Below are 13,565 nucleotides of genomic sequence, written 5' to 3' on the forward strand. Positions count from 1 at the left end.
TTTTTTGATATGAAAATATAGCGTATAAAATTTTTTTCTTAAAAAATTTTATGGATGAAGAACTATTTTATCAATTTTTTTTAAAAAAATATATGAAGGAATTTTTTCTTAACAATAAATTCAGCAAGAACTATTTAAAAGTTCGTGATTATTAATTGTTCACATAGGTATTAATGTGAATAATTTTAAATTTTAGTAGTAGTAAAATAATTATATTTTTTTCTTTCTAGTTTGCAAAACAAAAGTTGCATTAAATCCGAAGTGAAAATTACCATCTTTTGCATTGAAATTGTTTTTAGTTTGACTAATAAAAGCGTCTTCTGCAAAACTTCTTGCATTTGTAATTTGAAATTGCAATAATAAATGACTTAATTCCCAATTAACACCAACCATAAAAGCATTATAAGTATCAATTGTTTTTAAAGGATTTACCACATAAAAATATTCTGAGACAATAGAAGCATGGCTACCAATTTTATGTCTTCCCCCAAAACCAGCGGCAAACTGATTATTTGGACTTTCGGTTAAAGAGCTAGTTTGTTTGTGAATAAAAGTAGGTGTAATTTGGAAAGAAAACTTAGAATTAAACTTTCTTGCCATTAAAAGTTGACTTGTAAATGCATATTTATCTGAAGAATTAGTAATTGGTTGATATAAATTATCAACTATATTTTTTATGCTTCTATGAGAAAAGCCTTGTAATAAAGTGATGCTTATCAACCCTTTATTAGAATTTTTAATTTGCCTTAAAAGCTTATATTTTAGAAAGCCGTCTAAAACTTCATCATGATTGGTATACCCTAAACCAAAAGTGAAACTATCAGAAAAAGCATAATCTAAACCATAACGTGTACTAACAACATCAGCTAAAAAACGTTGTCCTTCAAAATTAGGAATGTTCCAATATCTATTGTAGATAGATATTTCTAAAGTGCCCTTTTTTCTTGTCTCTATTGAATGTCCTAAACCAATTCTTGTCGTTTTGAATGTGGCAATTTCGTAAATTGGCTTGTCTGGAAATTCTTTGTATAATTTGTCTAATAAACCTTGTCCGTTTATAGAAGAATTTAAAAAAACAAATACTATTGTAAGGAATTGAAATATTATTTTATTCTTCATAAGGCTGGTATTGAAATCTAAATTTTATAGAAATGGTTTTGGCAATATTACTGGATAAAATTGGCGGAATTTTAATTTGAAAATCATTTACTAAAATATCAAAATTTCCTGATAAAATATAATTGTTATCTATGCTTTCGATGGTGGTTTTAAGGTCTATTTCTTTTGTAATTCCATGTATAGTAATTTTTCCACGAATAATTTTTATTTGTTTTTTTTGGTTTTTTTTATCAAAATCAATAATTTTTCCAATAAAGTTTGCTTTTGGGTACATGTCTGATTCAATATAACTTTCGTTAAAATGTTCATACATTAAATCCTTTTTAAAAACAAAAGCACGCATCAACATACTTATGGCAAGTTCTTGTTTTTCAATGTCTAAGATACTTAAAACCTGATTATTTTTAGCTTCAATGTTTTCAACAGAAGTGTAGGAAAAAAAAGAAATTTGACCTTGTCTAGCAATAAATTGTTGGTGTTCTTGTCCAAAATCTACAAAATAAAAAAACAATAAAAATAGTGGAATTAATTTATTCATTTGGTATTAAATCTATTGAGCAATTTAATAAAATTACGTCTTTTAAAAAACCTTTACAAATTCCTTTTACACGTATTTTTTGATGCTTTTTTAGCTGTTTTATTTTTCTTTTTTGGTTTGGGTTTACATCGCAAATTACTCCAAAATTTTCAGTATTACTATTTAATATAATTGTATTTCTATTGTTTAAAAACATAATTTCTTTTATATGCCCAGTAACTTCTATAATTTTATCTGCATATAAGCTATCAGATCTTTCTTCATCTGCGATATATGCCTTTATTAGGTCTTTTGTCGAAATAGAGAATTCTGTATCATTATTATCTAGATTTTTTTCTGAAGATTTTAATAAAGGAAGAATGTATGCGTACGTATTAATAATAATTAATAGAATGAGGATTAGAAAAAAAAAATTGTTTTTACTTTTCATCTTTACTATCCAAAGAAAAGAAAAATTATCTTTTTTGTAGGTAAAAATCTTTGTAAAAAGGAAAAAAATAGGTTTCAAGAGGAAAAATTAATGACAGAAAGAAAAGAATATATAGTATATTTCAACTTTCTTAATAACTATGAAAAAAGACAAACTTTACTTTTTAACTTTTTTATCTATTGCAATCATCTTTTTAGTTGTGGCTTTAATTGCATCACAATATTTTATTAAAGTTAGCGCAAATCAATTAATTGAAGTACAAGTAGAGTCTAGTAAAAGAGAAGCTGGTGAGTTTGCAAAATTGATTGATTTTCAGTTGTCATCGGGATTAAAAAGGGAGGAAGTTGTTACTAATATTCAAGAAATTATAGAAAATTCTGATATAGATACCTGGTTTATTAGTGTGTTTAATTGGAGCGGAGAAGAGGTTTGTCACCCAGATAAAACGAAAGTGGGTGAGCAAGTGAATTCTAATGAAACATTATTATCCTCATTAAAAGAAAAGAATAATTCTGATGATTTGTTTGATTTGTTGATGGGTAAAAGTAATACGTCAACTTCAGAAATCATCCACATTTCTCCAATTAAAAACTCTGATTTAATTATTGCTGCAAATGTCAATATTAAAAGCATTTCACTGCAAATGAGTGCATTAAAATCCAACTTTTATCTCATTTTTTTAATTATGGGTATTCTAGTAATTATATTTTCTTTTATCGCGGTTAGAGTTATTGGTAGTGCTTATGAGAAACAATTAGAATTAAAAAATTCTTCATTAACATCAGAAGTAGTAAACCTTTCTAAATTAAATATAGATTTGGTTTCTTATAAAGAGAAAGTTGCAGTAATACCTGAGCAAAACACAATAGAAGAATCTTCAGAAAATGAAAAACAAAGAATTCTTACCTATATAAGAAATGAATTAGTGCCTATATCTATTAAAGACATCGCCTATATTTATACAGAGAACACAATTACCTACGTTGTTTGTTTTGATGATAAGAAATCAACCACAAATATGAGTTTGGATGATATGTATACTTATTTAAACCCTACTTTGTTTTTTAGAGCAAACAGACAATTTATTATTAGTATTAGAGCTATTGATAAAATTATAAGATATGGCAATAGCCAACTTAAAATATTGCTACAATCTAAAACATCCGAAGAGATTATAATCAGTAAAAACAAAGCTGCAGAATTTAAGCAGTGGTTAAATATATAGTTCTTTTTGGTGCAACTAAGTGAAGGGTTAAATTACTTTTCAAGGCTTTATTTTCCTTTTTAAATAATTTATTCCCCTTTTATAAAGGTTCATAGTTTGTATTTTTTTTTATTTTAGTTACTTTGGTAAAGAATTTAAAACTACTAATATGAAAAATAACCTAAAATTTTATAAAACGTTTTTATTAATAATATTAGTTGTGCTCATTTCTTCTTGCTTAACAAATGTTGATGAAGAAGAGGTTTTAGACCCTGATGCTCCAGACCTTTGCGCGGATATTACTTTTTCAGTGGATGTCAAAAAAATTATAGATAATAATTGTATTACGTGCCATAGTTCAGGAGGAGGACAATCACCAAACTTAGAGACATATAATGGTGTGAGTGCAAATGCAGACATAATAAAATCTGAAGTTGTCAGTAAAGAAATGCCAATTGGAGGTTCATTAACAAATGAGGAAATTGCAGCAATCAGTTGTTGGGTAGATGCAGGAGCTTTAAATAATTAATAGTTAGAAATGATGAATAGGGGAAAAATTATTATCGTAATCCTAATTTTTGCAATTCTCGGTGCGTTTGTTGGTTATAAAATATATAATAGACCACATATTGATGTTGCAGAAACATTAGCAGATATTAGTATTTCTGCCAATGAAATTTTATCTGAATTTGCTGCAGATGAAACAACGGCAAATACTAAATTTTTAGACAAAATTGTAGCCGTTAAGGGCGTGATTTTGGAGACTAGAATTGAAAAGGAGAAAGGAATCATTACCTTGAAAACCAATGATGATTTTGGCAGTATTTTATGTCATTTATCTGTAAAAGCAACAAAAAAAATGGATAAACTAAAAGTTGGGGAAATCGTTATTGTTAAAGGGATTTGTACAGGCTATTTAATGGATGTTATTTTAGTAAAGTCAGAAATTACAAATTAATTATAAAAGTCAGAAATTATGAAACTACTTTATACAATTTTGTGCTGCTCATTCTTTGTAGCAGTAACCAACAGTCAAGACCGATATTTAACAAAAAATGGTGCTATTAACTTTTATTCTAAAGCACCAATGGAAGATATCACAGCAGATAATAATCAAGTATTAAGTATTATTGATGCCTCAAAAGGTAAAATGGCAATTCAAATACTAATGAAATCATTCTTATTTGAAAAAGCGTTAATGCAAGAACACTTTAATGAGAATTATGTGGAGTCGGATACATATCCAAAAGCCACTTTTAAAGGGACTATTTTAAATTTTGATACTATTAATGCAACTGCAAGTAAGCAGCAAGTAAAAGGGATGTTAACCATTCATGGGGTTACTAAGGAAATTACAATTGATGCTAATTTCACAAAAACAGATGCATTGATTTTAGTAGATGGCAATTTTATTATTGAAGTTGATGATTTTAACATACAAATTCCCGCAGTAGTTGCTAAAAATATTGCTAAAAAAATAAAAGTGAGTTTCGACTTTAATCATAAACCTTACAAGAAGTAGACCAATCATTATGAAAAAATTATTCGCTATTTTTCTAATTTCGATAAGTATATCAGCATACAGTCAAGACGATTTGTTAGATATTTTAAATGAGGAAACTCCAGAAAATGTCACTGAAGATATTGTGACAGCAACGTTTAAAGGGACAAGAATTTTAAACGGACATTCCATACAAAACAGGAAGGATAAAGAGTTAGAATTTATAATTTCGCATAGATTTGGAGCCATTAATTTAGGATTCGATGAACTTTTTGGGTTAGATCAATCTAATATTCGTTTTGCATTAGAATATGGGGTAACTGATAATTTAACCATGGGTTTAGGAAGAAGTAGTTTTGAAAAAACTTTTGATTCTTTTTTTAAATATAGTTTGGTAAAACAAAGAAAAGGAGCAAATTATTTCCCTTTAGCTATCTCACTTTTTGGAAGTATTGCAGCAAAAACACAAGATGAACAATTTCCTCTGATAAAAAGAACTTTTTCTGAAAACCTATCCTATGTAGGTCAAGTTTTAATTGCAAGAAAGTTCAACTCCTCTTTTTCAATGCAATTAACACCAACGTTTATTCATAGAAATACGGTTAGAGTGGAAGAAGATCCACATAGCATTTTTGCATTGGGTTTTGGAAGTCGAATAAAACTGAGCAAACGAGTTTCATTGAATAGTGAATATTACCTTGCATTTGATGAATCTACATCTATAAATGCTAAAAATTCTTTGGCTTTTGGTGTAGATATTGAAACTGGAGGACATGTTTTTCAGTTAATTTTATCAAACGCAATTACCATGATCGAAAAAAGTTTTATTGCCGAAAACACTGGAGATTTCTTCGGAGGAGATATTCACTTTGGTTTCAATATTTCAAGAACCTTTTAATTTTTTAAATTTCATTTTGAAGAATGAATGATTGAGATTTTTTTTCATAATTTAAAATCCTTTATTTTTAAATTATGAAAAGTAAAAGTCTTTATGATCTATTCCTTTTCCAAAAGAGTGATTTTTGAATTACTATTTTTGAATAAATGTAAATATGTTTCAACTTTAAAAACTGAACTACTAAAACGAGAAGTTCTATTTCTACTTTCTTCTTGCCTTTTTATACTTCTTGCAAACCGTCTAATTTCGTCTTTTGTAGTTAAAATAATACCAGGGATTAAAGTACTTTTTCCATGATCATCTTTTGCAACCATCGTAAAATAAGAAGAATTACAATGCTTTTTTTCACCAGTTCTAATATTTTCAGATTCTACTCTTAAGCCTACAACCATTGAAGTTCTTCCTGAATAATTGATAGATGCTTTTAGGGTAACTAATTCACCCACTTCAATTGGGTGTAAAAAATCAACTTTATTTACAGAAGCTGTTACACAATAATTTCCAGAATGTTTGGAAGCGCATGCAAAGGCAATTTGATCCATTAAATTTAAAATATGACCTCCATGTATTTTTCCGCTAAAATTAGAATGTGATGGTAACATTAACTGTGTAATTATAACTTGAGATTCATTAATGTGCTTAAATTGCTTTTTTGTTTCAGACATACTTCAAAAATACAATTCTTTTTTTTTGGATGAGTTTAAAAATTTACTAGAAAGGAATAATTTTCAAGTAAAATTATTCCTTTTTAAAAGTCATTATTTCGCTTTTACCGTTATTTTATTGCAAGAAAGTATGGATGTTATTTTATTTGTTTTGAAATTGATAGATTATTTTATTAAATTCACAAAACTATTAAAAACTTATAAAATATTACCATTATGAAAACAACATTACTTTTATTTTTTACTTTTATTTCTTTTGGGCTGTCTGCTCAAACAACACACAATTTAGGTTGGTCATTCAATAGTGCTAATCAAGAAATCACCATTGATGTTGGTGATACTGTAGTTTGGACTTGGGAAGGCTCTGGAACTCATAATTTACTTAAATTAACTGGGCCAGAAACTGGATTTGGTATTGATGCGGTGAGATATGCTGCAGGGCATTCATATTCTTATACATTTACTACAGCAGGTGTTAATACTTACGAATGTGCTCCTCATCCTGCCAGTATGTTCGGTAAAGTAACAGTAACAGGAGCTACAGCTGGAATTAGTGATAGCCAATTATTAAATTTTAGTATGTATCCAAATCCAGTTTCAGATCAGTTAATTATTCAATTACCAACTGGTTCAGAAAAAGCGGAGGTTGGTGTTTTTGACTACACAGGAAGATTAGTGAAATCGAAAACGATCACATCAAATAATAATAGTATAAATGTTCAGAAATTATCAAATGGAATCTATATGATTAGAGTGTCTTCTAATGCTAAAATTGGAGCACAACAATTTATTAAAAATTAAATATTTTTTTACAAAATTAAAAAGCCGATTGTGAAAACAATCGGTTTTTTTTATGCCTTTTTTAAGTTAAGTTTGTAGTCAGATATTTTCCAAGCAAAAAAACATGAATTATATACTTTTTGATGGTAGTGTTAGAAATTCACTACTACCTTTTACTTATACCAAACCTGTAGCAGATATTCGTATTGGAATTTTAACCATTAGAGAAAAATGGGAAAAATATTTAAGCCTAACAACCACAACAGTAACAGAAGAATATTTAGAGGAAAAATATCCAATGGTGGAATTGGAACAGAATGTTTTAATAAATGCTTCCTTTTGTCCAACAAAAAGTTTGGTTGAAAAAGTGAAAAACTTATCAAAAAATGAGGCCATTTTTAAAGGTGAAGATGTCATTGCTTTTTTTACATCTGATTCTCAAGAAGAAGTAAATTTTGATGACTATACTCAAATTGAGTTTGATGAAGACATTCTTCAAATAAAAAATACTTGGGATATTTTTTCATTAAATGACAAAGCGATTCAAGAAGATTTTGAATTGATTACAGAAGGAAGAACTTCAGAGCCAATTCCGGCAGGTGTTCAATACATAAATAAAGAAAACATATTTATTGAAGAAGGAGCAAAGCTTACATTTGCTTTTTTAAATGCAACTGATGGACCGATTTACGTCGGTAAAGATGCAGAAATTATGGAAGGTTGTGTTGTACGAGGAGCTTTAGCAATGTGCGAACATTCTGTATTAAAATTAGGAACAAAAATTTATGGAGCTACCACTTTAGGACCTTATTGTAAAGTAGGAGGTGAGGTAAATAATTCAGTTCTAATGGGATATTCTAGCAAGGGGCATGATGGTTTTTTAGGGAATTCTGTTCTGGGAGAATGGTGTAATTTAGGCGCAGATACAAACAATTCGAATCTTAAAAATAATTATGCAGAAGTAAAATTATGGAATTATGAAACCGGCCGTTTTGCAAAAACAGGATTACAATTTTGTGGATTAATGATGGGTGATCATTCTAAATGTGGCATTAATACAATGTTCAATACAGGGACTGTAATAGGGGTTTCTGTCAATATTTTTGGCCCTGGATTTCCTAGAAATTTTGTACCATCTTTCAGTTGGGGAGGCGCGTCAGGGTTTACAGAGTATAAAACCAATAAAGTTTTTGAAGTTGCAGATGTTGTTATGAAACGAAGAAATTTAGTTTTTGATGCTATAGAGGAACGAATTTTAAAGCACGTTTTTGAGGAAACTAAACAGTATAGAAATTATTAAAAAGTATTTAAATTTTATTTACATAAAGTAACTTCAACATCTATACCGCTAAAAATAGCTACTCCAGTCAATTCTTCTACGAATTGATCATCTGTTAAATCATTAATACTAACACCCGGGTTTGCAGCTGCAATATCTAATTTAATGCCTTTCCTGTGGTGTCCCCAACCATGAGGAATGCTAATTACACTTTCGCAAATTTCATCATTTACATCTGCCGTAATTCTTACAGAACCAACTCTAGAAGTTATTTCTACTAAATCTCCGCTAGTAATGTTTCTTTTCATGGCATCATTTGGATGAATTATGAGATTACAAATATTAGACCCCTTCATTAAACTTTTACTATTATGCATCCAGCTATTATTACTTCTAAGGTTTCTTCTTCCTATTAAGCTTAAAGTATTTGATATGGTTTTTTTACTTTTTAATAATTTATTAATTTCGTGAATATAGATATCGGATAAAAGTCTAATTTTTTTATTTTCGAATAATAAAACATCTTCTATTCTAGGTTTTAAAGAACCTAAATCTATGCCATTAGGATGTTGTTTAAGTTTTTCTAAATCTAAATTATAACAGCCTTTTTTTAGGCCACTATCTAATAAATAGTTTAAAGTTAAATTTTTAAACATTCCTATTTGCTGAAGTGTTTGGTCTGTCTTTTTGTGCTTTTTTAGTAGTGAAATGGTTAATCTTTTAAAAATATCAAAATCATACAAAGCATCTTTAGATTTTGCTATAATGGGTTCGCTATATTTTGTAGTATTCCTTATGGCTAAATTGTTAAAAATATAATCATAATGTGAAACTTCTAATGCTGTTGCTGGAGGTAAAATATAGTCAGCATTTTTTGTGGTTTCATTTAAATAGATATCCACGGAAACCATAAAATCTAAACTATCGATAGCTTTTTCTAATTGTTTTCCATTAGGTGTCGATAAAACAGGATTACCACAAACCGTAATAAGTGCATTAATTTTAGATTCTTTTTTATTGAAAATTTCTTCAGCTAAAGTACTCACGGGCAATTCACCGTTAAATTCAGGTAATTTTCTAACGGTAGATTGCCATCTATTAAATTTTAAAACTGGTTTTTTGGTATTTACAACTCTAATTGCAGGTTTCGGGAACATTATGCCTCCAGGTGTATCAAAATTACCACTTAAAATGTTTAATATATTTATTGCCCAAATACTTAAAGACCCATATTCTACAGTACTTAAACCTAACCTTCCGTATATCGAAGCAGATTTCGCGTTGATAAAATCTTTAGTAATTAAAGATATTGTTTCATTTTTAATACCTGTTTTTGCTGCAACATAATCTAAATCTAAATTTTGTAACAAAGCTTTTAACACGCTTAATTCTTTGGTTGAAACATAGTTTTCTAGATGATTTAATGTAATCAGTTTCTCATCTAAAATTATTTTAATCATTGCTAATAATAGCCAAATATCTGATGCTGGTTTTATAAAATGATGTTCACTGGCTTTTTTTGCGGTTTCACTAAAACGAGGGTCAATAACTACTACTTTTCCTTTTAGCTTAATATCTTTTATTAATTTTCTTGCATTTGGTGCAGTCATCATACTTCCATTAGAAACCATTGGATTTCCGCCTAAAATTAGCCAATGATGCGTTCTGTGTAAATCTGGTACTGGTAATAAATTTGAATGCCCAAACATAGTTGCAGCTGCTAAATGATGTGCTAGTTGATCTGCAGAGGTTGCAGAAAATACATTTTTTGATTTTATAGTTTTGTAAAATAGAGGAGCACCAAGAATAGTTCCTAAATTATGTACTGAAGGATTTCCACTGTAGATTGCGATAGCATTTTTACCATGCTGTTCTTGAATTTGATGTAATTTTTCTGAAACCTCATTAATTGCTTGATCCCATGAAATTTCAATCCAATTTTTACCTACCTTTTTTAAGGGTTTCTTTAATCTATTAGGGTCTTCGTGAATATCTTTTAAACCTATGGCTTTTGGGCAAATATGACCTTTGCTAAATGGGTCTTTTTTATCACCAGATATTTTTTTAATTTTGTTTTTTTTAAGTATGATTTCTACACCACACATTGCTTCACAAAGATGACAAGTTCTATATTTTGTAATTTCAGACATACCCTAAATTTAAGGTAAATAAATCACAAAAAAAGACAGCCAAAATAAATTTATTTTAGCTGTCTTTTTTTTAAGAAAGAAATTCTATTAATTTCTTTCAATTACGTCACCAGAACCCACAGATTTACTATCCACATCTTTAGGGTTTCCTTTGTAATAAATATTTCCAGAACCCACTACTTTTGCTTTAATTTTAGTTTTAACGGTAGCTTTTATACTTCCAGATCCCGCAATATTTGCATTTAGAATATCAGTATTTAGTTCATAGGCCTCTATACTTCCAGATCCCGCAATTGAACATGTAAATTCATTAGATTTTCCAAATAATTTAATGTTTCCAGAACCACCAATTGATGATTTCATTTCATCAGTATCAACATGTAAAGTAATGTTTCCAGAGCCGCCTAAAGAAACTGCTAAATCCTGGTTTTTTATGATGCCTTGATTTGTGATGTTTCCAGAACCACCCAAAGAAATTTTGTCTAAACTTTCATAAGTAACCGTAATCGTTAACTTTTTGGTAGTTCTTACATTTATGTTTTTTTCATATTTTATTTTTAAAGTATTATTTTTTACTTCAGTTATTATGTGAGGGATAATGTTTTCTTCACCTTCAATAGTTATTTTACCTTCTTTTCCTTTTACAAGAATTATGTCAAAAGAACCACCAACAGAAAGCCCATCATAACCTGAAGTAGTTCTGTTTAAAGTAACAATATTTCCATTTCCTTTAATTTTTTTACTATTTCCCCACCAATCTTGTGCATTGATAGATACAGTAATTGTTAGGAGTAGTAATGTAAGTGTAGTTTTTTTAAACATAATTTATATTTTTAAGTTGTCTTGGTTTGTTAATTTTCTTTGATGGAAACGCCACCATATTGAGAGTTAATTTTTATACTAGAATCCGAATTTCCTTTTCCGAATTTTCCTTCATAATATTTTTTAGATGATTTAGAAATTTTTTTGTAAAATTCTATGTTGTCCTCATTTCTTTTAAAACTAGCATATTGTAAATTTAATTCAAAGTTGAACACCGCATCTTGGTCTACATTAATTCTAATGCCTGCGTATTCTCCATCAATATTTACGCTTTCAAAATCTTTTACCAAACGTTTTACAGAAATAGCGCCATAATCAGTGTCAACTTTTAAATTCTTTCTAATAGTTCCAAAACGCATACTAACGTAATCTGATTTTCCATTTACATTCAATGCTTCATCAATGGTAATTGAACCGTAATCAGCATTAAAATCAATATCCTCAATTTTTTCAAATTTTAAAGCAGAGTAATCTGCATTTACTTTTAAAGTTCCTGAATTTTCAATAGTAATTTTAGAGTAATCTAGATCAAGATTACCACTTTTCATAAAAACTACATTAGATGCTGAGCAATAATCTAAATTAATACTATTATTTTCTGCTGATAATTCACCGATAGAAATTTTCCCATAATCGCAGTTAATGTTTGCTGTTCCAGATAAATCACTTAAAAAAATACTACCATAATCATTATCTAAATCGGCATCATTGGTTTTAGGCATTTTTATTATGTAGTTGATTTGAAAATTTAAATTGTTATTTTTTTTCCAAAAAGACCACCTGTTTTTTTCTTTTTCAAATTTTGTAATTGCAGACACAAAATTAAGAGATGATTCAAACTCCACGTCAATACGTTCAAGCTTTTCTTTAACGCTATCTACATCATCTCCTTTTACGGTAATAGTAACTTCAATTTCTACTCGCTTTTTATCCCAAGTTGTAATGTTTAAATTTCCATAACTATTCTTAATATTGAGTTTAGCATCAGTACTTACTTTAAATTCTTTTTTAATTATTCTACTTTTTTCATGTTTTTTGTCATCAACATGGGCCGACGCAATTAACGGAATAAGCAAGAATAGAAGTACAGTTTTATAGATAGATTTCATTGTTTAAGGTTTTAGTATTTTTAATTTGCTCTATTCGGTTCAGTACATTTTCTAAAATTTCTAAACGTTTTTGATAGTTCTTTATCATCGCATTTATAATTAGTTTAGAGTTACTGCTATTATTTAATTCTGTCATAAAGCTTTTATAATCGTCTTCAAGTTCTTCTAATTGTTCTAAAGCTTCTTCAATAACTGATTCTGTCTCTAGGTTTCTGTTTTTTTCAATAGTTTTTAATTCTTGATGGATTGTAGAAACAAAATAGTTTTGAACTTCTTCCATTTTAGGTGATACATCTGCCAGATCTAACTGTTGTTTTTGATAATTGTTTCCCATCCAAAAGCCAAAAACTAAAACAACCGAAGCTGCTATGGATAACCATTTCCAAGTAGGTTTTTTATGATTTTGTGCAGGTTTGTTTAATCTTTTTTCAAAGCGCTTTTCATGCCCTAATTTTGGCTCATGAAAATCAAAATCATTTTCAGAAAAAAAATCATGTAATTTATCTTCCATACGCTTGAGTTTTTATGCTTTCTGTAAGTAATATTTGCTTCAATTTTTTCTTTGCTCTAGAAACGGTAGTTCTCACGTTCTCATTTGTATAATTTAAAATTTGTGCGATTTCTTCATAATCATAACCTTCAATTAAATTAAGGGTGAGTACTAATCTATAATTATCTTTTAAGCTTTGTAAGGTATTTAAAACATTTTTAGGATTTAAGCCTTTATAATCGATTACTTCATCTGTAATTTTATCATTGGTAATAACTTCCATTTTTACTTCTTGATACCGATTGTTTTTTTTTAACTGTGTTAAACTTTTATTAATCACAATTCGTTTTAACCAGGCACCGAAAGTTACTTCACCTTTAAATGTATGCAATTTTGTAAAAGCCGTTAAAAAAGCTTCTTGCATAATGTCTTCAGCTTCAAAATTATCTTTTAAAATTCTATGTGCAGTATTATACATTGCTTGATAGTAAGCTTTATATAAATCTAACTGCGCATTTTTATCCGATTTTTTGCAGCGTTTTATAAGGTTGGTTATATGTGGTTGACTAGTTTCCAATAA

General features: G+C 28.6%; 16 protein-coding genes. 7 read left to right on the plus strand and 9 right to left on the minus strand.

Annotation, left to right across the window (positions count from 1 at the left end):
- Positions 1–210: 210 nt before the first annotated feature.
- From BLT88_RS05825 to BLT88_RS05835, 3 genes are read right to left on the minus strand one after another with little or no spacing between them, the layout of a single operon-like run.
- The gene (locus BLT88_RS05825) at positions 211–1,119 is read right to left on the minus strand and encodes a DUF5777 family beta-barrel protein (protein ID WP_091953598.1); all 909 of its coding nucleotides are present in this window, start codon (positions 1,117–1,119) and stop codon (positions 211–213) included.
- Positions 1,109–1,657 (minus strand): YceI family protein, encoded by a 549-nt coding sequence (locus tag BLT88_RS05830; RefSeq protein ID WP_091953599.1) that lies wholly within the window; start codon positions 1,655–1,657, stop codon positions 1,109–1,111. Before BLT88_RS05830 ends, BLT88_RS05825 begins: the two co-directional genes overlap by 11 nt.
- Complete coding sequence (locus BLT88_RS05835; protein WP_157691145.1) at positions 1,650–2,087, minus strand: hypothetical protein; 438 nt, start codon at positions 2,085–2,087, stop codon at positions 1,650–1,652. The genes BLT88_RS05830 and BLT88_RS05835 overlap by 8 nt, the downstream gene beginning before the upstream one ends.
- Before the next feature lie 139 nt (positions 2,088–2,226).
- On the opposite strand from BLT88_RS05835, the gene BLT88_RS05840 reads away from it, so the two are divergent.
- The 5 genes from BLT88_RS05840 (at position 2,227) to BLT88_RS05860 (ending at position 5,690) form a co-directional block, all read left to right on the plus strand.
- A complete protein-coding gene (locus BLT88_RS05840; RefSeq protein WP_091953602.1) occupies positions 2,227–3,312 on the plus strand; it encodes a LytTR family DNA-binding domain-containing protein in 1,086 nt (361 codons plus the stop codon).
- A gap of 148 nt (positions 3,313–3,460) precedes the next feature.
- On the plus strand, positions 3,461–3,820 hold the full coding sequence (locus BLT88_RS05845; RefSeq protein ID WP_091953604.1) for a hypothetical protein: 360 nt from the start codon (positions 3,461–3,463) through the stop codon (positions 3,818–3,820).
- A 9-nt stretch (positions 3,821–3,829) separates the two neighbouring features.
- The gene (locus BLT88_RS05850; RefSeq protein WP_231960098.1) at positions 3,830–4,249 is read left to right on the plus strand and encodes an OB-fold putative lipoprotein; all 420 of its coding nucleotides are present in this window, start codon (positions 3,830–3,832) and stop codon (positions 4,247–4,249) included.
- Between the two features lie 18 nt (positions 4,250–4,267).
- Positions 4,268–4,813, plus strand: coding sequence for a YceI family protein (locus BLT88_RS05855; protein WP_091953607.1), 546 nt, complete (start codon positions 4,268–4,270; stop codon positions 4,811–4,813).
- Between the two features lie 10 nt (positions 4,814–4,823).
- Positions 4,824–5,690: a DUF5777 family beta-barrel protein gene (locus BLT88_RS05860; RefSeq protein WP_091953608.1), complete on the plus strand. Its 867-nt coding sequence runs from the start codon at positions 4,824–4,826 to the stop codon at positions 5,688–5,690.
- A 98-nt stretch (positions 5,691–5,788) separates the two neighbouring features.
- Here BLT88_RS05860 and BLT88_RS05865 read toward each other — a convergent pair whose 3' ends face one another.
- Complete coding sequence (locus tag BLT88_RS05865) at positions 5,789–6,355, minus strand: acyl-CoA thioesterase (RefSeq protein WP_091953610.1); 567 nt, start codon at positions 6,353–6,355, stop codon at positions 5,789–5,791.
- A 216-nt stretch (positions 6,356–6,571) separates the two neighbouring features.
- Between BLT88_RS05865 and BLT88_RS05875 the strand changes: the two genes are divergently transcribed.
- Positions 6,572–7,156: a T9SS type A sorting domain-containing protein gene (locus tag BLT88_RS05875; RefSeq protein WP_091953613.1), complete on the plus strand. Its 585-nt coding sequence runs from the start codon at positions 6,572–6,574 to the stop codon at positions 7,154–7,156.
- Positions 7,157–7,259: 103 nt separating this feature from the next.
- Positions 7,260–8,435, plus strand: coding sequence for a GlmU family protein (locus BLT88_RS05880; RefSeq protein ID WP_091953614.1), 1,176 nt, complete (start codon positions 7,260–7,262; stop codon positions 8,433–8,435).
- 14 nt (positions 8,436–8,449) lie between these two features.
- Here BLT88_RS05880 and BLT88_RS05885 read toward each other — a convergent pair whose 3' ends face one another.
- The 5 genes from BLT88_RS05885 to BLT88_RS05905 all read right to left on the minus strand — a co-directional run bounded on the left by BLT88_RS05885 (position 8,450) and on the right by BLT88_RS05905 (position 13,562).
- The gene (locus BLT88_RS05885) at positions 8,450–10,564 is read right to left on the minus strand and encodes a molybdopterin-dependent oxidoreductase (RefSeq protein ID WP_091953616.1); all 2,115 of its coding nucleotides are present in this window, start codon (positions 10,562–10,564) and stop codon (positions 8,450–8,452) included.
- 87 nt (positions 10,565–10,651) lie between these two features.
- Positions 10,652–11,386: a head GIN domain-containing protein gene (locus BLT88_RS05890; RefSeq protein ID WP_036785512.1), complete on the minus strand. Its 735-nt coding sequence runs from the start codon at positions 11,384–11,386 to the stop codon at positions 10,652–10,654.
- Between the two features lie 29 nt (positions 11,387–11,415).
- Positions 11,416–12,495 carry a hypothetical protein gene (locus BLT88_RS05895; RefSeq protein ID WP_091953617.1) on the minus strand — a complete coding sequence of 360 codons (1,080 nt, stop codon included), beginning with the start codon at positions 12,493–12,495 and terminating at the stop codon, positions 11,416–11,418.
- Positions 12,479–13,006, minus strand: coding sequence for a hypothetical protein (locus BLT88_RS05900; protein ID WP_091953619.1), 528 nt, complete (start codon positions 13,004–13,006; stop codon positions 12,479–12,481). The genes BLT88_RS05895 and BLT88_RS05900 overlap by 17 nt, the downstream gene beginning before the upstream one ends.
- Positions 12,996–13,562: an RNA polymerase sigma factor gene (locus BLT88_RS05905; protein WP_091953620.1), complete on the minus strand. Its 567-nt coding sequence runs from the start codon at positions 13,560–13,562 to the stop codon at positions 12,996–12,998. The genes BLT88_RS05900 and BLT88_RS05905 overlap by 11 nt, the downstream gene beginning before the upstream one ends.
- Between the last annotated feature and the right edge of the window lie 3 nt (positions 13,563–13,565).

Origin of the sequence: Polaribacter sp. Hel1_33_78 (genome assembly GCF_900106075.1) — a bacterium.
In the GTDB taxonomy this organism is placed as follows: domain Bacteria; phylum Bacteroidota; class Bacteroidia; order Flavobacteriales; family Flavobacteriaceae; genus Polaribacter.

Excerpts from the sequence above, each read along its gene's own strand:
- BLT88_RS05890 (WP_036785512.1), bottom strand. The coding sequence starts at position 11,386 with ATGTTTAAAAAAACTACACTTACATTACTACTCCTAACAATTACTGTA.
- BLT88_RS05845 (WP_091953604.1), top strand. The coding sequence starts at position 3,461 with ATGAAAAATAACCTAAAATTTTATAAAACGTTTTTATTAATAATATTA.
- BLT88_RS05860 (WP_091953608.1), top strand. The coding sequence starts at position 4,824 with ATGAAAAAATTATTCGCTATTTTTCTAATTTCGATAAGTATATCAGCA.
- BLT88_RS05875 (WP_091953613.1), top strand. The coding sequence starts at position 6,572 with ATGAAAACAACATTACTTTTATTTTTTACTTTTATTTCTTTTGGGCTG.
- BLT88_RS05825 (WP_091953598.1), bottom strand. The coding sequence starts at position 1,119 with ATGAAGAATAAAATAATATTTCAATTCCTTACAATAGTATTTGTTTTT.
- BLT88_RS05850 (WP_231960098.1), top strand. The coding sequence starts at position 3,830 with ATGATGAATAGGGGAAAAATTATTATCGTAATCCTAATTTTTGCAATT.
- BLT88_RS05885 (WP_091953616.1), bottom strand. The coding sequence starts at position 10,564 with ATGTCTGAAATTACAAAATATAGAACTTGTCATCTTTGTGAAGCAATG.
- BLT88_RS05865 (WP_091953610.1), bottom strand. The coding sequence starts at position 6,355 with ATGTCTGAAACAAAAAAGCAATTTAAGCACATTAATGAATCTCAAGTT.
- BLT88_RS05840 (WP_091953602.1), top strand. The coding sequence starts at position 2,227 with ATGAAAAAAGACAAACTTTACTTTTTAACTTTTTTATCTATTGCAATC.
- BLT88_RS05855 (WP_091953607.1), top strand. The coding sequence starts at position 4,268 with ATGAAACTACTTTATACAATTTTGTGCTGCTCATTCTTTGTAGCAGTA.
- BLT88_RS05880 (WP_091953614.1), top strand. The coding sequence starts at position 7,260 with ATGAATTATATACTTTTTGATGGTAGTGTTAGAAATTCACTACTACCT.
- BLT88_RS05900 (WP_091953619.1), bottom strand. The coding sequence starts at position 13,006 with ATGGAAGATAAATTACATGATTTTTTTTCTGAAAATGATTTTGATTTT.
- BLT88_RS05830 (WP_091953599.1), bottom strand. The coding sequence starts at position 1,657 with ATGAATAAATTAATTCCACTATTTTTATTGTTTTTTTATTTTGTAGAT.
- BLT88_RS05895 (WP_091953617.1), bottom strand. The coding sequence starts at position 12,495 with ATGAAATCTATCTATAAAACTGTACTTCTATTCTTGCTTATTCCGTTA.
- BLT88_RS05835 (WP_157691145.1), bottom strand. The coding sequence starts at position 2,087 with ATGAAAAGTAAAAACAATTTTTTTTTTCTAATCCTCATTCTATTAATT.